The organism is Mitsuaria sp. BK037 (genome assembly GCF_014193045.1).
Classification (GTDB): Bacteria; Pseudomonadota; Gammaproteobacteria; order Burkholderiales; family Burkholderiaceae_C; genus Roseateles.
Window position 1 is genome coordinate 1,131,272 of record NZ_JACHYS010000001.1, and the last position, 23,286, is coordinate 1,154,557.

At 71.4% G+C, this 23,286-nt stretch carries 20 protein-coding genes and 1 riboswitch; of the genes, 9 read left to right on the plus strand and 11 right to left on the minus strand.

The window, feature by feature from the left end; translation table 11 throughout:
• Positions 1 to 12: 12 nt before the first annotated feature.
• From ribD to FHT37_RS04980, 8 genes are all read right to left on the minus strand, one after another.
• The gene (gene ribD, locus FHT37_RS04945; protein WP_183479208.1) at positions 13 to 1,689 is read right to left on the minus strand and encodes a bifunctional diaminohydroxyphosphoribosylaminopyrimidine deaminase/5-amino-6-(5-phosphoribosylamino)uracil reductase RibD; all 1,677 of its coding nucleotides are present in this window, start codon (positions 1,687 to 1,689) and stop codon (positions 13 to 15) included.
• Positions 1,686 to 2,816: a PilX N-terminal domain-containing pilus assembly protein gene (locus FHT37_RS04950; protein WP_183479210.1), complete on the minus strand. Its 1,131-nt coding sequence runs from the start codon at positions 2,814 to 2,816 to the stop codon at positions 1,686 to 1,688. The genes ribD and FHT37_RS04950 overlap by 4 nt, the downstream gene beginning before the upstream one ends.
• Positions 2,813 to 3,595, minus strand: a complete 783-nt coding sequence (locus FHT37_RS04955; RefSeq protein WP_183479212.1) for a PilW family protein — start codon at positions 3,593 to 3,595, stop codon at positions 2,813 to 2,815. Before FHT37_RS04955 ends, FHT37_RS04950 begins: the two co-directional genes overlap by 4 nt.
• A gap of 13 nt (positions 3,596 to 3,608) precedes the next feature.
• Positions 3,609 to 4,028 (minus strand): type IV pilin protein, encoded by a 420-nt coding sequence (locus FHT37_RS04960; protein ID WP_183481272.1) that lies wholly within the window; start codon positions 4,026 to 4,028, stop codon positions 3,609 to 3,611.
• Complete coding sequence (locus FHT37_RS04965) at positions 4,025 to 4,639, minus strand: GspH/FimT family pseudopilin (protein ID WP_183479214.1); 615 nt, start codon at positions 4,637 to 4,639, stop codon at positions 4,025 to 4,027. Before FHT37_RS04965 ends, FHT37_RS04960 begins: the two co-directional genes overlap by 4 nt.
• A gap of 109 nt (positions 4,640 to 4,748) precedes the next feature.
• Positions 4,749 to 5,192 (minus strand): transcriptional regulator NrdR, encoded by a 444-nt coding sequence (nrdR, locus tag FHT37_RS04970; protein ID WP_183479216.1) that lies wholly within the window; start codon positions 5,190 to 5,192, stop codon positions 4,749 to 4,751.
• A gap of 16 nt (positions 5,193 to 5,208) precedes the next feature.
• A complete protein-coding gene (gene glyA / locus FHT37_RS04975) occupies positions 5,209 to 6,459 on the minus strand; it encodes a serine hydroxymethyltransferase (RefSeq protein WP_183479218.1) in 1,251 nt (416 codons plus the stop codon).
• 89 nt (positions 6,460 to 6,548) lie between these two features.
• A riboswitch (ZMP/ZTP riboswitch) is annotated at positions 6,549 to 6,695 on the minus strand.
• Between the two features lie 126 nt (positions 6,696 to 6,821).
• Positions 6,822 to 7,673 (minus strand): lytic transglycosylase domain-containing protein, encoded by an 852-nt coding sequence (locus FHT37_RS04980; RefSeq protein WP_091724385.1) that lies wholly within the window; start codon positions 7,671 to 7,673, stop codon positions 6,822 to 6,824.
• A 308-nt stretch (positions 7,674 to 7,981) separates the two neighbouring features.
• Here FHT37_RS04980 and FHT37_RS04985 point away from each other — a divergent pair, with 308 nt between their 5' ends.
• Complete coding sequence (locus FHT37_RS04985; protein WP_183479220.1) at positions 7,982 to 9,535, plus strand: UbiD family decarboxylase domain-containing protein; 1,554 nt, start codon at positions 7,982 to 7,984, stop codon at positions 9,533 to 9,535.
• Between the two features lie 236 nt (positions 9,536 to 9,771).
• Here the strand turns inward: FHT37_RS04985 and FHT37_RS04990 are convergent, their stop codons facing one another.
• The gene (locus FHT37_RS04990) at positions 9,772 to 10,539 is read right to left on the minus strand and encodes a YdcF family protein (RefSeq protein ID WP_183479223.1); all 768 of its coding nucleotides are present in this window, start codon (positions 10,537 to 10,539) and stop codon (positions 9,772 to 9,774) included.
• An 88-nt stretch (positions 10,540 to 10,627) separates the two neighbouring features.
• Here FHT37_RS04990 and FHT37_RS04995 point away from each other — a divergent pair, with 88 nt between their 5' ends.
• The 7 genes from FHT37_RS04995 to FHT37_RS05025 all read left to right on the plus strand — a co-directional run bounded on the left by FHT37_RS04995 (position 10,628) and on the right by FHT37_RS05025 (position 20,797).
• Complete coding sequence (locus tag FHT37_RS04995) at positions 10,628 to 14,533, plus strand: DUF748 domain-containing protein (RefSeq protein WP_183479224.1); 3,906 nt, start codon at positions 10,628 to 10,630, stop codon at positions 14,531 to 14,533.
• Between the two features lie 104 nt (positions 14,534 to 14,637).
• Positions 14,638 to 15,213, plus strand: a complete 576-nt coding sequence (gene msrA / locus FHT37_RS05000) for a peptide-methionine (S)-S-oxide reductase MsrA (RefSeq protein WP_091724389.1) — start codon at positions 14,638 to 14,640, stop codon at positions 15,211 to 15,213.
• Positions 15,213 to 15,935, plus strand: a complete 723-nt coding sequence (locus tag FHT37_RS05005) for an ABC transporter ATP-binding protein (RefSeq protein WP_183479226.1) — start codon at positions 15,213 to 15,215, stop codon at positions 15,933 to 15,935. Before msrA ends, FHT37_RS05005 begins: the two co-directional genes overlap by 1 nt.
• The gene (locus FHT37_RS05010; protein ID WP_183479228.1) at positions 15,932 to 17,281 is read left to right on the plus strand and encodes an ABC transporter permease; all 1,350 of its coding nucleotides are present in this window, start codon (positions 15,932 to 15,934) and stop codon (positions 17,279 to 17,281) included. The genes FHT37_RS05005 and FHT37_RS05010 overlap by 4 nt, the downstream gene beginning before the upstream one ends.
• Positions 17,282 to 17,454: 173 nt before the next feature.
• A complete protein-coding gene (locus tag FHT37_RS05015; protein ID WP_255489490.1) occupies positions 17,455 to 18,021 on the plus strand; it encodes a DUF3299 domain-containing protein in 567 nt (188 codons plus the stop codon).
• Positions 18,022 to 18,041: 20 nt separating this feature from the next.
• Positions 18,042 to 18,425: a hypothetical protein gene (locus FHT37_RS05020; RefSeq protein WP_221210955.1), complete on the plus strand. Its 384-nt coding sequence runs from the start codon at positions 18,042 to 18,044 to the stop codon at positions 18,423 to 18,425.
• A 254-nt stretch (positions 18,426 to 18,679) separates the two neighbouring features.
• A complete protein-coding gene (locus tag FHT37_RS05025; RefSeq protein WP_221210956.1) occupies positions 18,680 to 20,797 on the plus strand; it encodes a TonB-dependent receptor in 2,118 nt (705 codons plus the stop codon).
• Between the two features lie 215 nt (positions 20,798 to 21,012).
• Here the strand turns inward: FHT37_RS05025 and pdxH are convergent, their stop codons facing one another.
• Complete coding sequence (gene pdxH / locus FHT37_RS05030; RefSeq protein ID WP_183479230.1) at positions 21,013 to 21,648, minus strand: pyridoxamine 5'-phosphate oxidase; 636 nt, start codon at positions 21,646 to 21,648, stop codon at positions 21,013 to 21,015.
• 153 nt (positions 21,649 to 21,801) lie between these two features.
• On the opposite strand from pdxH, the gene FHT37_RS05035 reads away from it, so the two are divergent.
• Positions 21,802 to 22,449: an NTP transferase domain-containing protein gene (locus tag FHT37_RS05035; protein ID WP_091724394.1), complete on the plus strand. Its 648-nt coding sequence runs from the start codon at positions 21,802 to 21,804 to the stop codon at positions 22,447 to 22,449.
• An 80-nt stretch (positions 22,450 to 22,529) separates the two neighbouring features.
• On the opposite strand, the gene FHT37_RS05040 is transcribed toward FHT37_RS05035, so the two are convergent.
• Positions 22,530 to 23,153, minus strand: coding sequence for a gamma-glutamylcyclotransferase (locus FHT37_RS05040; protein WP_183479232.1), 624 nt, complete (start codon positions 23,151 to 23,153; stop codon positions 22,530 to 22,532).
• Between the last annotated feature and the right edge of the window lie 133 nt (positions 23,154 to 23,286).

Below are 23,286 nucleotides of genomic sequence, written 5' to 3' on the forward strand. Positions count from 1 at the left end.
GGAGGGCTGGGTCTAGGCGCTCGTGGCCGGTCTCAGGCGCAGGCGCAGGTCGCCGCCGACCGCCAGGCTCTCGACCAGGCGGAAGCGGGGGGCCTGGGCGAGTGCCGTCAGCCCGCCCAGGTCGACCATGCCCCGGCCCTCGCCGAGCAGCGTCGGCGCCAGGTACACCAGCAGTTCGTCGACCAGTCCGGTGCGCAGCAACGAGCCGTTGAGCTTGTAGCCGGCCTCGATGTGAAGCTCGTTGACCTGTCGGCGGCCCAGGTCGTGGATCGCCGCGGCCAGGTCCACCTTGCCCCGCGCCGGATCGGCCAGGCCGACGAGTTCCGCGCCCAGGCCGGCGAGCACCGCCCCCCGTTCGCCGGCCTGCGCCAGCGCGTGATAAACGAGCAGCCCGCCGGGCGGCGCCAGGAGGCGGGCGGACGGCGGGAGCTCCAGCCGCGAGTCGATCAGCACCCGCTGCGGCTGCCGGGCGGTCTCCACGTCGCGGACATCCAGGCGCGGGTCATCCTCGCGGGCGGTGCCGATGCCGGTCAGCACCGCCCCGGCGCGACGGCGCCATGCATGGCCGTCCTTGCGGGCCTCGGGGCCGGTGATCCATTGGCTAACGCCATTGGACAGCGCCGTGCGGCCATCCAGCGACGCGGCGATCTTCATTCGCACGAACGGGCGGCCGTGGCGCATGCGGGTCAGGAAACCGATGTTGAGCTCGTGCGCCTCGATCGCTGCCGGATGGTCCGCCGTGAGCACGTCCGTGACGATGCCGGCGGCGCGCATCCGCGCCAGGCCCTGGCCGGCGACCAGCGGATTGGGATCGTCCAGCGCGACGACGACCCGGGCCACGCCGGCTGCGATCAGCGCGTCGCAGCAGGGCGGGGTGCGACCGTGGTGGGCGCAAGGCTCGAGCGTCACATACGCGGTGGCGCCGCGCGGATCGTGACCACGGGCCTGCGCGTCTCGCAGCGCCATGACCTCGGCATGGGCCTGGCCCGCCGCCTGCGTGTGCCCTTGTCCGAGCACCCGATCCTGCGCGTCCACGAGCACGCAGCCCACGCGGGGATTGGGATCGCTGAGGCCGACGGCGCCCTGCGCCAGTCGCACCGCCTCGGTCATCCAGCGGCTGTCCCGGGTGTCGGCATGGAAAGGGGGCGGGGATGAGGCGGGGCGGGGCGCTTGCATGGCGCGCAGTCTAGCGGCGACCTTGGGCGGCAGCAGAAGCAGGCCCGAGAGGGCGGGATCCTCCGCCGGCAGCAGGCTGTCCAGCGTGAGCGACCGCGGCCTGCCGGCGCGATCGGTCCAGTGGACCCGGAGGTGGACCGCGCGCAGTGGCGGGACGTCGGCCATGAAACCGTCCGCCGGACCGTCCGCCGGAAGGCTGCCGGGCGGCATCGGCTCATGCCAGGGCGCGGACTGCGCGTCGAGCTTGAACTCGGTGGCCGGCCCCTCCCAGGTCAGCGAGGGGGCCGGGCCGTCGGGCCGCCATCGCCAGCGCTCGAGTTCGTTGCGCGCCAGGCGCAGCGCCTGCTCCTGGTGCCGGATGTCGTCGACAACGAGTCGCAGACGGACCTGGAGCGCCATGAGCGCTGCCGTGCCGATCGCGAGCAAGGCCAGCGCGATCAAGGCTTCCACCAGGGTGAAGCCCCGGCGACGACGCCGACCGTCATGCGGGAAAGGGGCGCGGGCGTCGGTCATCGCGTGGGGCTCCAGCTACCGGGGACGGGAAGAAAGCTGCCCATCTGGCGATGCACGCGATAGAGCACCGCGGCATCGTGGGTCAGGGTGACGGTCTTTCCCGGGTCGAAGACGCCGTCGGTCACGATCGCGCCGCGCCAGGAGGCGGCCTGGCCGACGGGCGGGTGCCAGCCGATGCCCTCCCGCGCATAGAGCACGCCTTGCGCGCTGCCCGGCGCGGAGAGGTCGAGGCGGCCGTCGACGACCAGCACCAGGGGCGTGCCGTCCAGCGCGGCCGGCGGCCACTCGCTCAGGCGCGCGTCGCCGTCGATCCAGATCAGGCGACGGCCCCGCGCCAGGGCCTGGGCGAGCGGGGCGCCGCAGTCCGCGTCGCAGCGCATGCGCGCGATGGCGGGCTGACCGCGATATCGCATCGCCGGATAGCCGAAGATGCGCAGGAAGCTGCCCGGCCCTTCGGTCGCCGCCTGCGGCGGCGGCAGCCGCAGGGCGCTGAGCAGGGCCAGATGCCGGGCAGCCTCGGCAAGGCCGGAGGGGCCTTCGGACAGGTCGTCGCAGTCGGCCCGGCGGTCGCTGCATCCGCGCACGATCAGCTTCAGCTGGCCGGCCGGGCCCGCGTCGGTGAAACGAACGGTGAAGCGTGGTTGCGGATCCAGGGGCCGTGCGTCCGCGGTGGGTGATGCGCCGGCGGGGTCGCGCTGGGTCGCGCACTGGCAGGTCCAGCGGAGCGGTCCGGTGTTCGTGCAGGCCGGGGACATCGCACCCCCTGCGCCTGGGGCGCTGGGCTTCGCGCGGTAATGCCCGTCCGCGCCGAGCTCCAGGAAGCGGCTGCGGAAGTCGGTCGCGGAGGCGCTGGAGGTGCCGGCGGCGGCAATGTCGGCGCTCGGGCCGGCTGGATGCGATGCCGGCCGGCAGCTGTCGTCCACATGGCCGCCATTGAGCATCGCGATCGCCCAGGCCATGCCGGCCTCGGCCGCCTCGAAGGCGGTGGCGGCGCGGTGGTCATTGGCGGCCACGCGCTGGGCCGTCGTCAACTGGCGCGTTGCCCAGGCGGCACCCAGCGCCAGTACGCCGAGCAGCACGACGCACATCGCCAGCGTGCCGAGCCCGCGTTGCAGGCGCCGGGTCATGGGCAGTCTCCCGCGAGCGCGTCGTTGCGCACGAGGCCACGCACCGTCAGCTGTTGACGGACCCGGTGATCGTGAACGGCCTCGGCGTCGAGCACCAGTTCGACCATGCGGGTCAGGATCGCTGGGCCACAAGCGGGCGCGTCGCCACCCCCACCGCCACCCCCACCGCTGCCACTGCCGCCGTCGGTTGGAGGCGGCGCGGGCGGCGGCGTTCCCGGCGAGCAGGCGCGCGCGCAGGCGTCTCCCAGCGACTTCGCCTGCGAGTCGACCCGCAGGTCGAAGGCGCGCACGCGCAGCAGCGCCGGATCGGTCAGCGGCTGGTAGCGGCCCGCGACCAACTGGTCGATGCGGCCCTCGCTCCAGCGGAACCCGGCGACCTCCCGCACGCCGGTCCCACCGGTCGAGTTGCCGTCCCGGGAGAAGCTGTAGGTCACGTGGGTGCCGGCTTCTCCCACGTCCAGGTCGGCGTAGGGGTTGCGGACCGGCGCGGGTGCATCGGCCTGCCAGAGGGCCTCCTGCGGTCGGTCCCAGAAGGCGGCACGGCGCAGGTCGCGCAGGATCAGCTCCGCGGTGGCGCGCAGCTCCTGCTGCACTTGCAGCTCCAGCAGCAACCGGTGATGGGCGCCGACTTGAAGGCCGGCCATGGTGAAGGCGCCCGCCATCAGCATCAGGCTGATGGCCAAGCCGACCAGCAGTTCGACGAGCGTGAAGCCGTGCGAGATCCCCTGCGCATTTCGCGACGCACGGGGATGCTGCGGAGGGTGACGATGAGCGGACATGCGTTTGCCCCCTTCAGCGCGGCCAGCAGGCGTCGGCCTGTTCGGCGCCCCCGGCGTCCCGGCCCGAGGTGTGGATGGCGCCGGCCTCCAGCCGGAGTGTCAATACCTGGCACCGGCGGTCCCCGGTCTGGCTGCCCTGCGCGATGGCCTCGAGCGTGTAGCGCGTCGCGTCCGCCTGCGCGATGCGCAGCCGGTAGAGGCTGCTGCGCGTCAACGGCGACTGCGCCAGGTCCTCCAGCCGGTCGGCATAACGGGGGTGGCCGGACCTGAAGCGCTCCTGCGCCAGCTGGAGCGCCAGCAAGGCCTCCCGCGCCTCGGCGCGCCGTCCCTTCAGGACGTGATCGCGGAAACTCGGCAGCGTCAGCACGGCGAGGACGGCCAGGATCGCCAGCACGATCACGATCTCGATCAACGAGAAGCCCCGCGTCCTCATGCGCACCTCGGCAGGCGGCTCGCGGTGCCCTCGGCCGCGCAACTGCGCACGCGACCGGTCAGGCTGACGATGTGGCGGATCGCGCCGATGCCTTCCATGCGGACCTCGACCGTGCCGCTCACCGACACGGTGCCCTGGCGGCCGCTGAAGAGCATCGACGGCACGTTGGACACCACCTCCGGCTGGCCGCGGCCTCGTGTCCAGCGCATCTGCTTGATGGCCTGGGCACCGGCGTCGCAGACCGGCGGGGTGTCCATCCGGCAGCCACAGCCGCCGAGGGGGCCGGTGTGCAGCACGTAGCAGCGCCCGCTGCCGGTCACCGGGGACTCGTCGCCGCCAAAGCGCAGGATCACGTTGCGCGCGCCCTGGATGGCCTCGCTGCGTGCCAGCTGAAGGTCGCTAAGGACAGCCTGCGCGCTGTTGGCGAGCCGCTGGCGCCAGAGCCAGTCGCGCAGATCGGGGCCGGCGAGCATCGCCGCGAGCGCGACGATCGCGATCGACACGAGCAACTCGATCAGGCTGAAGCCGCGACCTGCGCCCGATGGCACGGAGCCTTCGCGGGAGGCGGGGACGGGAAGGGCGGGAAAGGGAAGGGGAAGGGCAGTGGGCACGTCGGTCTCCGGAAGAGTTGCCAGGAACTCTAGGGAGACGCGCGTCGCGGCGCTTCGCCTTCAGGTGGGAAAAGCCGGCCCGCTGAAGGGGGCCGGCTTTTGGGGGGGCTTAGATGTCCCGGATCAGCTGCCGGAACTCATCGACGTCCTCGAACGAGCGGTACACCGATGCGAAGCGCACGTAGGCCACCTTGTCGATGCGCTTGAGCTCGCGCATTACATGCTCGCCGAGCTTGGTCGACGGGATTTCGCGCGCGCCGCTGCTCAGCAGCTTTTCCTGGATGCGTTCCAGCGCGGCGTCGATCTGCTCGATGCTGACCGGACGCTTGCGCAGCGCCAGCGTCATCGACGCGCGCAGCTTGCCCATGTCGAACTCGGCGCGCGTGCCGTCCTTCTTCACGACCATGGGCAGCGCGATCTCCGCGCGCTCGTAGGTCGTGAAGCGCTTGTCGCAGGACTGGCAGCGCCGGCGGCGACGCACCACGTCGCCTTCATCCGATTCGCGGGTCTCCGAGACTTGCGTGTCGCCGTGACCGCAGAAGGGGCAACGCATGCGCCGCGGGCTCCGCTCAGCGGTAGACCGGGAACTGACGGGTCAGTTCGGCCACCTTGTCGCGCACGCGGGCCAGGTTGGCCTCGTCATGCGGGTTGTCCAGCACGTCGGCGATCAGGTGAGCGGTCGCGCGGACCTGCTCCTCCTTGAAGCCGCGGGTGGTCATCGCCGGCGTGCCCAGGCGGATGCCGCTGGTGACCATGGGCTTCTGCGGGTCGTTGGGGATGCCGTTCTTGTTGCAGGTCATGTGGGCGGCGCCCAGGATGGCCTCGGCTTCCTTGCCGGTCAGGTTCTTCGGACGCAGGTCCACCAGCATCACGTGGCTCTCGGTGCCGCCGGAGACGATGCGCAGGCCGCGCTCGATCAGCGTCTGCGCCAGCACCTTGGCGTTGGCGACGACCTGCTGCTGGTAGGCCTTGAATTCCGGCGACAGCGCTTCCTTGAAGGCCACCGCCTTGCCGGCGATGACGTGCATCAGCGGACCGCCCTGGATGCCGGGGAAGATCGCCGAGTTGATCTTCTTGGCGATCGCTTCGTCGTTGGTCAGGATGATGCCGCCGCGCGGGCCGCGCAGGCTCTTGTGCGTCGTCGAGGTCACCACGTCCGCGTGCGGCAGCGGGTTCGGGTAGACGCCCGCGGCGATCAGGCCGGCGTAGTGCGCCATGTCGACCATGAAGTAGGCGCCGATCTCCTTGGCGATCCTGCCGAAGCGCTCGAAGTCGATGCGCAGCGAGTAGGCCGAGGCGCCCGCGATGATCAGCTTGGGCTTCTTCTCGCGCGCCAGCGCTTCCATCGCGTCGTAGTCGATCTCCTCCTTGGCGTCCAGGCCGTAGGAGATGACGTTGAACCACTTGCCGCTCATGTTCAGCGCCATGCCGTGGGTCAGGTGGCCGCCTTCGGCCAGGCTCATGCCCATGATGGTGTCGCCCGGCTGCAGCAGCGCGAAGAACACGCCCTGGTTGGCCTGCGAGCCGCTGTTGGGCTGCACGTTGGCGAACTCGGCACCGTAGAGCTGCTTGAGGCGATCGATCGCCAGTTGCTCGACGACGTCGACGTATTCGCAGCCGCCGTAGTAGCGCTTGCCGGGATAGCCCTCGGCGTACTTGTTGGTCAGCTGGCTGCCCTGCGCGGCCATGACCGCCGGCGAGGTGTAGTTCTCCGAGGCGATCAGCTCGATGTGTTCTTCCTGCCGCTGGTTCTCCTGCTGGATGGCGGCGAAGACTTCGGCGTCGACGTTGGCGAGGGTCTGTTGGGTGCGGTCAAACATGATTTGATGTCGGCTCAAGGGTTGGCGCCGCCCGCCCGGCGGCGCATCGGCGCGATCGCGGGGCGCGATGCGGCGACGGATGCCGGAACGACGGCGGCCCAGGCGAACGGCACGGACAGCCGGAGGAGACCCCGGCCGTTCGCGCTTCCCGGTGGTGACCCACCTCGGGCGACGCCTGCGCGGTGAAGGAATCATCACCGGACAGGGCGCCCTGATCGCCAGTTGCGCGAAGCGTGCAGTGTAGCCGCACCGGAGCGGGGCACGGCGCGGGTCGTGACATTGTTCCTGGCTGGAGGCACGCCGACGCGCCAATGAAAAAACGGGTTCCGAGGAACCCGTTTTTTCGAGGCGCGGTGGCTGGATCAGCGCATCACGGCGGTCATCGCGACCTGCTCGCCGCCGGTGGCCGGCGCCGAGGCCGGCTCGCGGATCGGGCGCGGCGCGGACGGGCTGACGTTGCGGCCCTGGACCACCGCCTTGAGCAGGTCCTGCTCGGCCAGCACGCGGGCGGCGTAGCCGGTGTCGTCGGGCAGGTTGGTGGCGCCGACGTAACGACGCAGGCCTTCCTCGAGGCTGCCGGCGCGCTGGATGCATTCCTTGAGCACCTGCACGCCGACGCGCAGGTTGGTGATCGGGTCGAACGCGGCCAGGTTGCCGCCGAAGGCCTCGTACTTGTCGTCGTGCACGCGCGTCATCACCTGCATCAGGCCCTGTGCGCCGACGGCGCTCTGGGCGAAGGGGTTGAAGCCCGATTCGATCGCCATGATCGACAGGATCAGCGTGGGATCGACGCGCGCGCGCTGGCCCACGTCCCAGGCTTCCTTGACCAGGCGGCTGACCGGCTCGGGCGCGACGCGGTAGCGGCGCGCCAGGTAGTTGGCGACCAGCGCCTGCTGGCGGGTCAGTTCCTTGGGATCGACCGCGGTGGCGCGGGTGATCGCCTCGGGCTCGGCCATCAGCGCGAGCACGTCGCCGGAAGCCTCGACGCGCGCCTCGTGGCGGGCGTTGAGCCAGCCCAGCACCTGGCCTTCCAGTTGCTGGCGCAGGTCGGCCTGGCTGGCGAAGACCAGCCCGACGGCGACGACGGCGAAGCCCACCAGGGCGAGCGTGTTGTGGCTGACGACCAGCAAACCCTGGCCGATGTCCTTGATGAACAGCACCAGGGCGGCACGCGCCTGGCGGGGGAGGGATAGCAGGTCCGAACGCGCTGTCATGCGACTCCTTTCTCCGACCACGCCCGGTGTGTGCGGGACGAGTCGCAGATCGCGTTCACTCGTCGGACGCACCCTTGGGGGTGGCGATAATGGGCCGGTTCGGGCGTTGTCGGCGGCTCGGAGGGCTCTCAGAGGGCTCCGGGCGCTTGGCGCGACAGACGGGCGATCCAGCGTCCATTGGCAGCGGACCGGTTTCGCCGTCCCAAGGCGAAGACCGGGATAACCCTGGGGGCCAGGGCAGGGCGCGATTCTATGGATCAACAATAACCCGTCAATAGTATGGGCCTTGTTCATCAAAACTTTTGGTTATGAAGTACCGAGATCTGCGTGACTTTGTGGGCGCTTTGGAAGGCATGGGGGAACTGCGTCGGGTGACCGATCCGGTGTCGCCGGTGCTGGAGATGACGGCCCTCAGCGACCTGGTGCTGAGGGCGGAAGGGCCGGCTCTGCTGTTCGAGCGGCCCACCGGCCATCGCATGCCGGTGCTGGCCAACCTGTTCGGCACGCCGCGCCGGGTGGCGCTGGGCATGGGCGCGGAGTCGACCACCCAATTGAGGGAGGTCGGCCAGTTGCTGGCGACGCTCAAGGAGCCGGAACCGCCGCGCGGCATGCGCGACCTGGGCAAGCTGGCCCAGATGGGCAAGGCGCTGTGGGACATGAAGCCGGCGCTGGTCAAGCGGCCGGTCTGCCAGGAACAGGTGGTCGAGGGCGCGGCCGTCGACCTCAAGCAGCTGCCCATCCAGACCTGCTGGCCAGGCGACATCGGCCCGCTGCTGACCTGGGGCCTCGTGGTGACGCGCGGACCGCAGCGGATCGCCAACCCCCGGTTGCGCCAGAACCTGGGTATCTATAGACAGCAGCTGATCGGCCGCCGGCAGCTGATCATGCGCTGGCTGGCGCATCGCGGCGGCGCCCTCGATTTCCGCGACTTCGCGATCGCGAATCCGGGACAGCCTTTCCCGATCGCGGTGGCGCTGGGCGCGGACCCGGCGACGACGCTGGGGGCGGTGACGCCGGTGCCGGACACCCTGTCCGAATACCAGTTCGCCGGGCTGCTGCGCGGCTCGCGGACGGAGGTCGCCGACACGCAGGTCGGCGAGGCCGGCCGGATGCTGCAGGTGCCCGCGACGTCGGAGATCGTGCTGGAGGGGCACATCCCGCCGGCGGCGCCCGGCTTCACCGGCCACAGCGAGGACGGCATCCCGCTCAAGGAGAAGGGCGGCTACCTGCACGCGCTGGAGGGGCCCTACGGCGACCACACCGGCTATTACAACGAGCAGGACTGGTTCCCCGTCTTCGAGGTGAACCGCATCACCCAGCGCGACGGCGCGATCTACCACTCGACCTACACCGGCAAGCCGCCCGACGAGCCTGCGGTGCTGGGCGTGGCGCTGAACGAGGTGTTCGTTCCGATCCTGCAGAAGCAGTTCCCGGAGATCGTCGACTTCTACCTGCCGCCGGAGGGCTGCAGCTACCGGATGGCGGTGATCTCGATCAAGAAGGCGTACCCGGGCCATGCGAAGCGGCTGATGTTCGGCCTGTGGAGCTACCTGCGCCAGTTCATGTACACCAAGTTCATCGTGATCGTGGACGAGGACGTGGACATCCGCAGCTGGCAGGACGTGATCTGGGCGATCACGACCCGCATGGATCCGGTGCGGGACACGACGCTGGTCGAGGGCACGCCGATCGACTACCTGGACTTCGCCTCGCCGGTCAGCGGACTGGGCGGGAAGATGGGCCTGGACGCGACCAACAAATGGCCGGGCGAAACCAGTCGCGAGTGGGGGCGCGTCATCGAGATGCCGGCCGAACACAGGGCCCGCGCGGCGGATCTCTATCAGCGTTTGTTCGGGGGCTAGGAATGTCCTGATTCCTAGGGGGCGCGGCTTGAATCGGCCGGATGGCCCACCTAAGGTTGTCAGGCCTTTCCGGCACTTCCTCTGGCGCAGTCTCTGCGCGCCAGGAGCCCTGCGGCAGATCGCCGCGGAGCCCCAAAGGCGGCTGGTCCGCCCACCCCCTCCCGTCCGGGATGCCCGGCGCGGAGGGGGTTTCTATTTGGGGTAACTGCGCGATCCCGGCCCGGCGGAAGGCCCGTTCAATGGCCGGCCAGGTACCCCAGCCATTCGTAGCCCAGGTAGCGCGCGCGGGCGGTGCCGTCCTGCGACGGCAGCAGGTCGCGCCATTCGAACCCGGACAGCGCCAGCCCCATCGGCGCCGGCACCAGCTCGACCCCGGGCGGCAGTTCCTCCCGGAAGGCGCGCAGCGCCCGGCGCATGTGGACGTCGTGCGTGACCAGCACGACGCGGCGCACGGGGTGGCCGCGGAGCAGCTCGGCGGTGTAGCGCGCGTTCTCGCGGGTGTCGGTGGCCCGGTCTTCCTTCGCGGCGAGCTTGAAACCGAACTCCTGCGCCGCGGTCCGCTCGGCCAGCGCGGCCTCGGTCATGCGATCCCCGGGCTCGTCGCGCGGCGTGCCGCCGGTGAAGATCAACGGGATGCCGGTGTGGCGCGAGAGCCAGATGCCGTAGCGCAGCCGTTCGATCGATGCCGGCTTGAGCTGCGCGCTGCCGTACTCCGGCATCAGCCGGCGGGCGCCGCCGCCGAGCACGACGATGACGCTTTCCCGCGGCGGGATGTCCTGGAGCCGCTGGATCTGCACGGCCTGCTGCGGGCCGAGCAGGCGCTGCTGCAGCCACAGCGCGCCCAGTTCGGTGCTGCCGACCCAGACCGCGACCAGCCCGGCCGCAAAGAGCGCGCCCGACAACCACCGCCGGCGATGCCGCAGCCACCAGGCGAGCAGCAGCAGCGGAAAGGCGCCGGTGGGTGGCAGGAGGAAGGCAGCGACCGCGTGTATCAGGTCGTTCATCGGGAGCCGGGGATGGGTGTCAGGTGTTGAGGCCCGCCAGCATAATCAGCTTCCTTGACGATTCGACCGGTCCCTGCCGGCTGTGCCCGTGTTCTTCTCCGCTCTTCCCGTCTGGCCCCGGCGCGTCCTGCGCGCGCTCGTGGGCCTGGTGCTGTTCGTCGTGGCCCTGCTGCTGGTCGCGTGGGTGGCATTGCCGATGTGGATCGAGCGGGCGGGCGTGCGGATCGCGACGGAGCAACTCGGCCGGACGGTGACGCTCGGCCGCGCCAGCTTCACGCCGTGGCGGCTGGCGCTGACGCTGGAGGACCTGAAGATCGCCGGCCCCGCGGCGCAGGCGCCGCCGCTGCTGGAGGTGCGCCGTGTCTGGGCGGCCTTGTCGCCACGCTCGCTCTGGCACCTGGCGCCGGTGCTGTCCTCGCTGACGGTGGAGGCGCCGCGCGGGCGCGTCGCGCTGCTGCCGGACGGCAAGACCGATCTGGACGACATCCTCGCCCGGCTGGCCGGGGCGCCGAAGACGCCGCCGTCGCCGGACGACGGCCCGGCCGAGGCGGCGCTCTACAACATCGAACTGACCGACGGCGAATTCCGCCTGGACGACCGGACCGCCGGCATGGTCCATGAGCTCAAGGCGCTGCATCTGGGCATTCCCTTCCTGTCGACGCTCGACGCGGACGTCGAGGTGCATGTGCAGCCGCGCCTGTCCGGGCAGTTGAACGGCGTGGGTTTCCAGAGCGAAGGCCAGGCGCAGCCGTTCGCGGACACCCGCAGCGCGAGCATGACCGTCAAGCTCGACGCGCTGGACCTGTCGGCCTATCGCGCCTACTGGCCCAAGTCGCTGCCGATGCGCCTGGCGCAGGGCCGGCTCGACACGCAGCTGACGCTCGACTTCAAGCAGCCGCCCAGGCAGGCGCCCGAGGTCAAGATCAGCGGCCGCACTGCGCTGCGCGACCTGTCGCTGCAGCGTGGCGCCGGCGACGGCGTCTGGGCGGACTGGCTGCGCTGGCAGGCGCTGACCGTCGACCTGGCCGACGTCCAGCCGCTGAAGCGGCAGGTGATGCTGGGCGCGGTCACCTTGAAGCAGCCCGAGCTGCTGATGGGGCGCGACGCGCAAGGCCGGCTGTGGCTGCCGGACATGCCGGCGGCGCCCGCGCCGAAGCCGGTGGCGAGCGCAACCGCCGCCTCGGCGGCCGGTGCCTCGAGAACCGCCGCGGCGCCGTGGCGCGTCGGCGTCCAGCGCCTGGCGCTGGAAGGCGGCCGTGTCGGCTGGACCGATGAGACGCTGCGTCCGGCCGCCCGCTGGCGGGTGGACGCCCTGAGCGTGACCGGCAGCGGGCTGAACTGGCCGCTGGCGGCGAAGGCGGCGCCGGTCGAGATCACCGCCACCCTGGGCGCCGACGGCGCGGCGTCGCCCGCGACGGTCTCCGGCAAGGGCCAGGTCGGCGCGGCCGGCATCGCGCTGGACTGGGCCGTGAAGGACCTGGCGCTGGACGGGCTCGCGCCTTACCTGAAGGCGGCGACGCCGCTGGCCGTGCGCGGCCGATTCGCGACGCAGGGCACCGTGCGCGCCGGTCCCGGCGGCGAGGACGTCAAGCTGTCGCTGAAGGGGCTCAGCCTGGACGGCTTGGAGATCGCTGACGGCAAGCAGCCGGTGCTGGCGCTCAAGCAGCTGAGCCTGGACCAGGCGGAGCTGCTCCTGGACAGCCGCCGGCTGAGCGCCGGCAAGCTGGCGCTGGTGGCGCCGCAGGCGCATCTGGGGCGCGACAAGGCGGGCCGATGGAGCTGGGAGGCCTGGATGGCCGCGTCGGCGCCGTCCCAGGGCGCGGGTGCCGCGACGGCCTCGCGCCAGCGCGTGCCAGAAACGCGGGGCGATCGCCTGACGCTGGATGCGCCCGAGCACCGCGAGGTGGCAGCCGCGTCGGTCCCCGCGCCGTGGACGGCGCAGGTCGCCGAGGTCACCGTCGAGGGCGGCAGCGCAACGCTGCTGGACCTGGCCACGCATGTGCTCGACGACGAACCGGCCCGGCCGATCGGCCTGCAGGAACTGGCGCTGAAGCTTTCCGGTCTCGAGTGGGACGGGCGGCAGTTGCGCAAGCCCATGCCGGTCCAGCTGAGCGCCACCCTGCGCCGGCCCGACGCCACGCGGCGCAACCAGCGCGAGGTCCCGACGTTCCGCTGGGACGGCCAGTTGGCGCTGGCGCCGCTGAAGCTGTCCGGCAAAGTCAGCGCCGAGCACCTGCCGCTGCACTGGGCCGATCCCTACCTCGATCCGTCGATCGGCATCCACCTGCAGCGGGCCGAGGGCTCGATGCGCGGCAGCTTCGAGCTGGCCGAGACGCCCAAGGGGCCGTCGGTCGCGGCTGGCGGCGACCTGCTGATCGCCGACCTGCGCCTGCGCCAGGCCCGTCTGCAGGACGGCCGGCGGCGCTCGGCCGAGGAACTGCTGAGCTGGCAGGGGCTGAAGCTGGGTGGTTTGCGCCTGGCGCTCGCGGCGGGCGGCACGCCGGACCTGAAGATCCAGCAGGCGGTGCTCGACGAGTTCTACGCCCGGCTGATCGTCAACGAGCAAGGGCGTCTCAACCTGCGCGACCTGAACCAGACCGAGCAGGGGCAGGCGGTGGCCGCCGTGGCCGGCACGGCGGCGGCCTCGGCCCCGGTGGCGGCGACGGTGGCGCAGGCCACCTCGGCGCCCGCGCCGGCCACCGGTGCCGCGGCCGCCTCGTCCGCCGCCGGGCAGCCGCCGCTGCGGCTCAGCATCGCCGAGACCCGGCTCAACGGCGGCAAGGTCGATTTCAACGACCGGTTCATCAAGCCCAACTACAGCGCCAACCTGAGCGAACTGACCGGCACGCTGGGCGCGTTCTCGGCGGGCTCGCAGGAGATGGCGCCGCTGCAGCTCAAGGGCAAGGTCGAGGGCACCGGGCTGCTGGACATCAGCGGCCGCCTGAACCCGAGCGGGGCGCCGCTCGCGCTGGACATCACCGCCAGCGCCACCGACATCGAGCTCGCGCCGCTGTCGCCCTATGCCGGCAAGTACGCCGGTTATGCGATCGAGCGCGGCAAGCTCTCGACGCGCGTGCATTACGAGATCGAGCCGGGCGGCCGGCTGCAGGCCGACAACAAGATCGTGCTCAACCAGCTGACCTTCGGCGACCGCATCGACAGCCCGACCGCGACCAAGCTGCCGGTCAAGCTGGCGGTGGCGCTGCTCAAGGACCGGGATGGCGTGATCGACGTCAACCTGCCAGTCAGCGGCTCGCTCAACGATCCGGAGTTCAGCGTCGGCGGGCTGGTCGTCAAGCTCATCGTCAACCTGCTGACCAAGGCGCTGATGTCGCCGTTCTCGCTGCTGTCCGGCGGCGGCGGGGCGGAGATGAGCCAGCTCGAATTCCAGCCCGGCACGGCCGCGCTGCAGCCGGACGCGGCGAGGAAGCTCGAGCCGCTGACCCGGGTGCTGGCGGACCGCCCGGCGCTGCAACTGAGCATCACCGGCTGGGTCGATCCGGCCGGCGAGCGCCGCGCGGCCCAGGCGGCGCGGCTCGAGGATGCGCTGCTGGCGGAGCGGCGTCGGGAACTGCGGCGGGCGGCGGTGACACAGGCAGCGGGGCAGGCGGTGGGCCCGGCGACGGCGGCCTCCGCCGCGACCGACGCGCCGGTGACGCTGGACGAAACCCAGCGCGCGCGCCTGCTCAAGGTCGTCTACGACAACGCCAAGCTGCCCAACAAGCCGCGCAACTTCGTCGGCCTGACCAAGGACATCCCGGCCGAGCAGATGCGCGAGCTGCTGATGGACAGCTACACCGTCACCGACGAGCAGCTGCGGGAGCTGGCGCTGCAGCGCGCGGTCGCGGTGCGGGATGCGCTGATCGAGCGCGGCGTGCCGAACGCGCGCATGTTCCTGGCCTCGCCGAAGCTGCACGCGAAGGACGACGAGCGCGGCGCCGACAAGGACAAGCCCTGGCAGCCGCGCGTGGATCTGGCGCTCAGCGCACAGTGAGCGGGCGTCGCTCGCCTATGCTGGCGGGCTTGATTTCCGGGGCGCGCGCCCGATCTGAATCCGCCTGTCGCGGGAAGACTTCCCGCCAGCCTTGAGGACCTGCCATGACGACCACTCCGAATCCCGTTTCCCTGCCGGCCGGCGAGGACCTGATCACCCTCGGAGGCGGCTGCTTCTGGTGTACCGAGGCGGTGTTCCTGCGCGTCAAGGGCGTGCTGGGCGTCGAGTCGGGCTACACCAACGGCCAGGTCGCGCAGCCCAACTATGAGCAGGTCTGCTCCGGCAACACCGGTCATGCCGAGGTGGTGCGGGTGCGTTTCGACACCCGCGTCGTCAGCCTCGAGGATCTGCTGCAGGTGTTCTTCACCATCCACGATCCGACGACGTTGAACCGCCAGGGCGCGGACGTCGGCACGCAGTACCGCTCCGGCATCTACTACACGCGGCCCGAGCAGCTGGGCGTGATCCGGCAGGTGCTGGACGAGGCGCAGCGCGCCCATGGCGGCAAGGTCGTCACCGAGGTCCAGCCCGAGCAGAACTACTGGCCCGCCGAGGCCTATCACCAGGACTACTTCGCCAATCATCCGGAGCAGGGCTACTGCGCGTTCGTCGTCGCGCCCAAGGTCGACAAGTTCGCGAAGAAGTTCAAGGAACTGCTGAAGGACGAGGCGGCCGGCTGATGGCGTCGACGGACGCCGCCGCGCTGATCACGAGCCACGGGCTGCGCTTCCGCTACGGGGCGTCCGCCGCGGCCGACCTGCACTTTCCCGACTTCGAGGTGCCGCGCGGCGGTCATCTGCTGCTGCGCGGCGCTTCGGGCAGCGGCAAGAGCACGCTGCTCGCCTTGATGGCCGGACTGCTGACGCCGACGGCGGGACGCCTGGCGATGGACGGGGTGGAGGTCGGCGCGCTCGCGCCGGCCGCGCGGGATGCCTGGCGCGGCGCCCATCTGGGCTTCGTGCCGCAGCGCCTGCACCTGAGCGCCTCGCTGAGCGTGCGCGACAACCTCGCGCTGCCTTACGTCGCCGCCGGGCTCAAGCCCGACGACGCCCGGATCACGGCGCTGCTGGCCGAGCTGGGCATCGCGCCACTGCTGGACCGACGTCCGCATGCGCTCAGCCAGGGCCAGGCGCAGCGCGTGGCATTGGCGCGAGCGTTGCTGCGGGCGCCGCGTTTCGTGCTCGCCGACGAGCCCACCGCCAACCTCGACGACGAGGCCTGTGAGGCCACGCTGGCGCTGCTGCGTCGCGTGGCGACGGAACACGGCGCCAGCCTGGTGATCGCCTCGCATGACGCCCGCATCGAGGCCGCCTGGAGCGAGTGGCCGGCGCTGCAACGGTTGAGGCTCATGCGCATGGGCAGCGCGACGATGCCGCCGCCGACGTCGTGCGCCACCCCATGAGCCGGTCCCCGCTGAACCTGCTGCGCCTGGCGTGGCGATACCTCTGGGCGCGTCCGATGCTGACGGCGCTCAACCTGATGCTGCTAAGCCTGGGCCTGGCCGCGATCGGTTTCGTCGTGCTGGTCAGCGAGCAGCTGGAGCAAGGCCTGCGACGCGATCTCGGCGGCATCGATCTGGTGGTCGGTGCCAAGGGCAGTCCGATGCAGATCCTGCTGGCGGGCGTGTTCCACCTGGACCAGTCGACGGGCAACATCCCGCTCGCCACCGTCTCGCAGTTGAAGGCGCAACCGCTGGTGGCGCAGGCGGTGCCGATCTCGCTGGGCGACAGCTTCCGCGGCCACCGCATCGTCGGCACGACGGCGGACTACCTGGCGCTCTACCAGCTGGAGCTCGCGCAGGGCCGGCGCTGGACCGGGCCCATGCAGGCGGTGCTGGGCGCCGAGGCGGCGCGTCAGTCCGGGCTGAAGCCGGGCGACCGGTTCCACGGCACGCACGGCCTGGCCGGTGGCGGCGAGGAACACGAGCAGCCCTATGAAGTGACCGGCATCCTGGCGCCAACGGGCGGTGTGGTCGACCGGCTGGTGCTGACGGACCAGGCCTCGGTCTGGGAGGCCCATGCGGCGCATGGGCACGCGGCGAAGTCGGCTCATGAATCGAAGGGCAGGGGCCACGACGACCACGCCAGCGACCGCGACCACGCCAGCGACCGCGACCGCGCGGAGGATCACGACCACGCCGCGGACCACGAGCACGAGCACGAGCACGAGCACGAGCACACCGGGGGCCATGCGGACGCCGCACTCGAGGTCAGCATGGTGCTGGTGCGCTACCGCAGCCCGCTGGCCGCCGTGATGCTGCCGCGCTGGGTCAACGCGCAGGCGGGGCTGCAGGCCTCGGTGCCGGCGCTGGAGACCGCGCGGCTGCTGAGCATGGTGGGGGTGGGCGTGGACGTGCTGCGCGGCTTCGGGGGTGTGCTGCTGCTGGCGGCGGCGCTGTCGGTGCTGGTGGCGCTGCTGCACGCGGTGCGCGAGCGCCAGGGCGACCTCGCGATGCTGCGGATGCTCGGCGCGACGCCGGCGCGCGTCGCCGGCCTGATCGCGCTGGAGGCGCTGATGCTGGCCTCGCTCGCGACTCTGCTGGCGCTCGGACTCGCCCATGGCTTCGCGGCCGTGCTGGGCGCGGTGCTCGCGCAGCAGCAGTCGGTGCGGATCTCCGGCGCCTGGGTCTCGGCCTGGGAGGCGCTGGTGCCGGCGCTCGCGCTGGGCCTGGCGCTGATCGCGGCGGCCTGGCCAGCCTGGCGCGGTTACCGGCTCGACGTGACGGAGCTGCTGCAGACGCCGCGTTGAGCGGCGGACCGCAAGCGGCGGGCAGTGGGGCGAGCGCTGCGCCCCCGCGCGACGGGCTCGGCGCAACGCGCCGCGAATCGGCGAGGCGAGTTGAGGGGGCCAGGCGAGGCGAGGCACAATGTCGCGTTTCACGCGGCGCCGACGCCGCGTTCACGCCGACGCCCCGACGCCTGATGTCCTCACGAACCGTCATCGCCATCGCCATGCCGCGCCTTCCTGGAAGTGCGCTCGCCTGCCTGGCGATCGGCATGGCGGCGGCCACCCTCGTCGCCGCCGATCCCGCCCAGGCCCAGGCGTCCTCACCGGGCACCGCGATCCCGATGGGCTCGGGTCCCGGCTACCACGATCCCCGCAGCCCCTTCAAGCCGCTGCAGGAGGTCGAGGGCGTCGTCAGCTGGAAGCTGCTGTCCTCGGTCACGGTCAAGGCCGACAAGAGCAAGGTCATCCCGACCTTTCCCTCCGGCGTGCTCGCGCTGGACAAGCGCACCGTGAAGATCCAGGGTTTCATGATGCCGCTCGAGCCGGGCGACAAGCAGAGCCACTTCCTGCTGTCGTCGGTGCCGACGAGTTGCTCCTTTTGCGTGCCCGCCGGCCCTGAAGGCCTGGTGGAAGTGCGCAGCAAGACGCCGGTGCGCTACACGCTGGAGGTCGTGACCGTCGAAGGCCAGATGGCGGTCCTCAACGACGACCCCTACGGCATGTTCTACCGGGTCACGCAGGCCGTGCCCGCGGCGCGCTGAACGCGCCCACGACGGACCCCATGCCGATGCATCGCCCCACCGCGACCCTCCGGACCCGCCAGCAGCGCTGGTGGATCTGGCTGTGCGTGGCGGCGGTGCTCGGCTTCCAGGCGCTCGGCCTGGTGCACCGCAGCCTGCACGGGTCGGCCGGCCATCCCTCGCGCATCGCCATCGCGATCGCGCAGGCGGCGGGCGAGGACACGCCCGCGCCCAGCTTCGGCCATGCGGCCGGCACGCCGGACTGCCAGTTGCTCGACCAACTCAGCCATGCGCTGGGGCCGGTCGCCCAGGCCTTCGCCTGGACCGCGCCGTCGCCGGACCTCCCGGTCGACGTGGACGCGCCGCACGACGCGGCGCTGGCCCAGCTGTGGCGCAAGGGCGCGCGCGGTCCGCCGCGCGCCTGACACCTCCGTCGATCTTTCCCGCGTCCTTTCAGCGTCGCTTCGGCGTCGTTCCTCGACGTTCTTTGCGCCGTTTGCACCGTGCTCGTGCCGTGCTCGCGCCGTTCCGCGCTGCGCGCCACGCCCCTCGACGGGGCCGTGCGCCGCTCGGCGGCACGCCCGGCAGGCGCCTCGGCGCTGGCGTTCGCGCCCGCGGGATCCCCACCAGCATCTGATCGCGCCGCGGTGCTCGACCGCCGGCGCTCGAGAGTGTCCTCATGGCCAACAAGCCCCGTTTCCCGTTCCTCCTGTCTCCCATTTCCCTGGCGCTCGCGCTGGGCGCCGGCACCGCCTGGGCCCAGCAGGCCCCCGTCGCGTCGACCGCCGATGCCGCCGCTCCCACAGGTGACGCCGCCAATGCCGACACCGCCGCGGGCGGCGCGGCCCGCGCGCACAAGCACAAGCTCGACGTCGTCGTCGTGACCGGCAACCCGCTGAGCCAGCGCGAGCTCGCCGCGCCGGTGCAGGCGCTGAGCGGCGACGCGCTGACCCTCAAGCGTGGCGCGAGCCTGGGCGAAACGCTGGACGGCCTGGCCGGCGTGGGCTCGACCTACTTCGGTCCCAACAGCAACCGCCCGACGATGCGGGGCCTGGACGGTGACCGCGTCCGCATGCTGAGCAACTCCGGCGCCTCGGTCGACGCCTCCAGCCTGAGCTTCGACCATGCGCTGCCGGTCGATCCGCTGGTGCTGACGCGGGTCGAGGTGCTGCGGGGCGCGGCGGCGCTGCAGTACGGCGGCAACGCGATCGGCGGCGTCGTCAACGCGATCGACAACCGCATCCCGCGCCTGGCCCAGCCGGGCCTGAACGGCGTGGCCGAGCTGCGCCTGGGCGGCGCGTCCGATGAGCGCGGCGGGGCGGTGGTGCTCGACGGCGGCAGCAACGCGTTCGCCTGGCACGTCGATGCCGCCGACCGTCGCGCCGACGACCAGCGCGTGCCGCGCTTCACCAGCGAAGACGGCAGCAGCACGCGGGTGCGCAACTCCGACGCCCACGGCCGCAGCGGCGCGGTGGGCGGCTCGCTGCTGTTCTCGCAGGGCTATGCCGGCGTGTCGGTGGAGGACTACCACAACGAATACGGCGTGACCGTCGAGCCCGACGTGCGCATCCAGATGCAGCGCCAGCGCCTGGCCACCGCCGGCGAGTGGCGCGATCCGCTCCCGGGCCTGGCTCGCGTGACCTGGCAGTTCGCGAGCAGCCGCTACAAGCATCAGGAAGTGGAGGGCAGTGGCGAGATCGGCACCGTCTTCGAATCCGACGGCAAGGACGGCCGCGTCGAGGCCACGCATGCGGCCTTCCAGGGCAACTGGGGCACGGTTCAGGGCGTGCTGGGCTGGCAGTGGGACCAGAGCGACTTCTCCGCGCTCGGCGAGGAGGCGCTGGTGCCCGGCACCAAGACGCGGAGCAACGCGCTGTTCCTGATCGAGCAGTTCAAGTCCGGCCCGTGGAGCCTGCAGGCGGGCGCGCGCGCCGAGCGCGTCAGCGTGGCTTCGACCGGCGGTGACGAGGAGCGCTTCGGTGATCCCGTGACGCGCCGCTTCAGCCCGAAGAGCCTGTCGCTGAGCGGCGCCTATGAGCTGGGGCAGGGTTTCAGCCTGTCGAGCAACCTGAGCAGCAGCCAGCGCGCGCCGACCTTCTATGAACTCTTCGCCAACGGCGTGCACGTGGCCTCGGGCGCGTTCGAGGTCGGGGACGTCAACCTCGGGCTGGAGCGCGCGAAGGCGGTCGACCTGGGCCTGCACTGGAAGCAGGGCGAGGCCAAATGGAGCCTGCAGGTCTACCAGACGCGTTTCTCGAACTACATCGCGCTGGACGCGAGCGGCCGCAGCGTCGAGCTGGTCGGCGAGGACGGTGGCACCGAGACCGTGCCCGAATACCTGTACCGCGGCGTGCGGGCGCGGATGCATGGCATCGAGCTCGAAGGCCGCCAGCCGCTGCCGGCGGTGGCCGGCTGGGGCCTGACGCTGGGCACGACGCTGGACCTGGTGCGCGGCACCAACCGCGATACCGGCGAGCCGCTGCCGCGCCTGGCGCCGGTGCGCGCCAGCCTGTCGATCCAGGCTGAGCGCGGCCCGTGGCTCATCCAAGCCGAGCTGCGCGGCGCCAGGCGCCAGGACCGCGTGCCGGCGCTGGACACGCCGACGGCCGGTTACGGGATCCTGAGGTTGAACATCGCGCGCCACTTCGACATCGGCAACCTGGACGCGATGTGGTACCTGAAGCTGGACAACCTGGCCAACAAGCTGGCCTACAACGCAGGCAGCGTGCAGACCATCCGCGAGCTCACGCCGCTGCCGGGGCGCAGCGTGTTCGCGGGGGTGCAGGTCAAGTTCTGACCCGGGCGCCGGCCCTCACCCCCACCCTTTCCCGCAAGCGGGAGAGGGAGCTTCACCGGCGCGCTTCGCACTTCCTCCCGCTTGCGGAAAAGGGTGCCATCTGTGCGCCCCGCACGCCCTCCCACTTGTGGGAAAGGGGGCCAATCGTTGCGCACTCCCTCTCCCGCTTGCGGGAGAGGGCAGGGGTGAGGGCCAGCGGCCGTGGAAGTAGAGGATCAGGGCGCCAGTCGCTCCCGGACCCAGATGCCGTCCTCGAGCCGATACACGAGCCGGTCATGCAACCGCGACTTGCGCCCCTGCCAGAACTCCCAGCGCTCGGGCACCAGCCGGTACCCGCCCCAGTGCGGCGGTCGCGCCGGATTCAACCCATGCTGGGCCGCAGCCTTCGCCGCGTTGGCGACCAGCACCGCGCGCGACGAGATCACCTGGCTCTGCGGCGACGCCCAGGCGCCCAGCCGCGAGTCCAGCGGCCGCGACGCGAAGTAGGCATCCGACTGCGCGGACTCGACCTTCTCGACCCGTCCTTCGATGCGCACCACCCGTTCCATCTCGACCCAATGGAACTGCAGCGCCCCGAACGGATGCGCCGCCAACTCGCGACCCTTGCGGCTGTCGTAGTTGGTGTACCAGACCAGCCCGCGCTCCTCGATGTCCTTGATGAGCACGATGCGGGTGGACGGCCGGCCGTCCGGGCCCACCGTGGCCAGGGTCATCGCATTGGGTTCGGGGATGCCGGCGTCCAGCGCCTGCTGGAGCCATTCGCGGAACTGGCGCAGCGGTTCGGGCGAGGCCAACTGCTCGTCGAGCTCGTCACGCTCGTAGCTCTTTCGAAGGTCGGAGAGTTTGTCCATCCTTTGGAGTATCGGGCGAATCCTTAAGTAAAGCTCCCACTCGTGAAACTCCGGGTGCGAGCCCCATCTTCCGGCAGGCATGCTTCCCGGCATGGAGCCGTGCCAGAGAGCGGCGGCCGGGGGGACTCGGGACCAAACCAGAAGGAAGTTTGCATGAATCAGCGACGACCCGCCGTCGTCGTGCTCGCGGCAGGGCGCGGCCAGCGCTTTCGCGGCGAGGGCCACAAGCTGGAACAGGTCTTGAACGGGGACACCGTGCTGGCGCTGACGCTGCGCCAGACGATGGCTTCCGGCCTGCCGATGCTCGTGGTGACCTCGACCGCGTTGGCGCCTCTGGTCCGACGCCATGTGGCCTCGCGCGACATGCTGGTGCTGCCCGACCAGGACCGCCTGGGACGTCCGGCGCCGCTGGGCATGGGCCATTCGATCGCGGCGGGTGTCGCCGCGACCGGGGACGCGCCGGGGTGGCTGATCCTGCCGGCCGACATGCCGATGGTGCGACCCGGCACCCTGGCCGCGGTGGCCGATGCGATCGAGCGCGATCCGATCGCCTACGCCCAGCACCGCGGGCGCCGGGGGCATCCGGTGGGCTTCAACGCCGAACTCTTCTCCGAACTCACCAGCCTGCAGGGCGATGAGGGCGCGCGCCGCCTGCTGGCGCGTTATCCGGCGCAGGCCGTGGACGTCGACGATCCGGGCGTGCTGATCGACGTCGATACCGTCGAGGACCTGCAGCGGCTCAAGGTGGATCCGTCGATGCCGCGCCCGAGCGACCTGGGCATGCGCAGCTTCGGCGGCTGAAACGGGCCAAGGCCGGCTCCGGCTGAGACCTGCCGGCTCGCGGTGCCGAGCCGCGGCCCAAGCCGACGCGGCCGGTTGCCTCACAACCCGTGCGAGCGAGCCAGCGCCAGTTGGCGCTCCAGCGCGCGGTCGTGGATGCCGTGCTCCCGTAGGCAGGTCACGGCGCGCGTCAGGTAATCCAAGGTCGTGCCATAGCGCCCGCGCGCGTGGCGCAGGATGTGCAGCAATCGGTCGTCGGCGAGGTCTCCCACCCAGCCCGGACTGCGCCGCGACAGCGTGAAGGCCAGCGCCTTGCGCGTGCCCAGGCCATCGGCGCACTGGCAGTCCAGCCACCGCGGCACGTAGGTGCCGACCACCATCTCCCGCAGCCACAGACGATGCAGCGTGGCCTCGCTGTCCTGCGGCGCCACGCGATAAAGCAACCCCCGGCAACTGCCGCCCGACAACAACGTCATCACCAGCCCCGGCTGCTCCGCGCTGCCCCGGTTCACCAGCGAACGCAGGCGCAGCGCGCGGTGATAACCCTGGACCTTCGCCACCAGCGTCTGCGCGGGCTCGAAACCAGGGTTCCACATCAGCGAGCCATAGGCGAACATCATCAGGCCGTGCTCGCGGTCCCATTGACGCTCCGCCACTTGCAGCAGCGCTTGACTATGGGAAGGAAGGTCTTCGAGCCGGGCTTCGGCCAAAGGGTCGTGAATCATGGGGGAATGCTGCCATAGGGGGGCACTCCCACTGCAACCGGCGGTGCGTTGGCCGCGAGGGCATGGGGCCTTGGCGGCCAGCGCCAAAACCCCACGCCCTCCCGTCCCGGCAGCAGGGCTGACTGCAACGAAG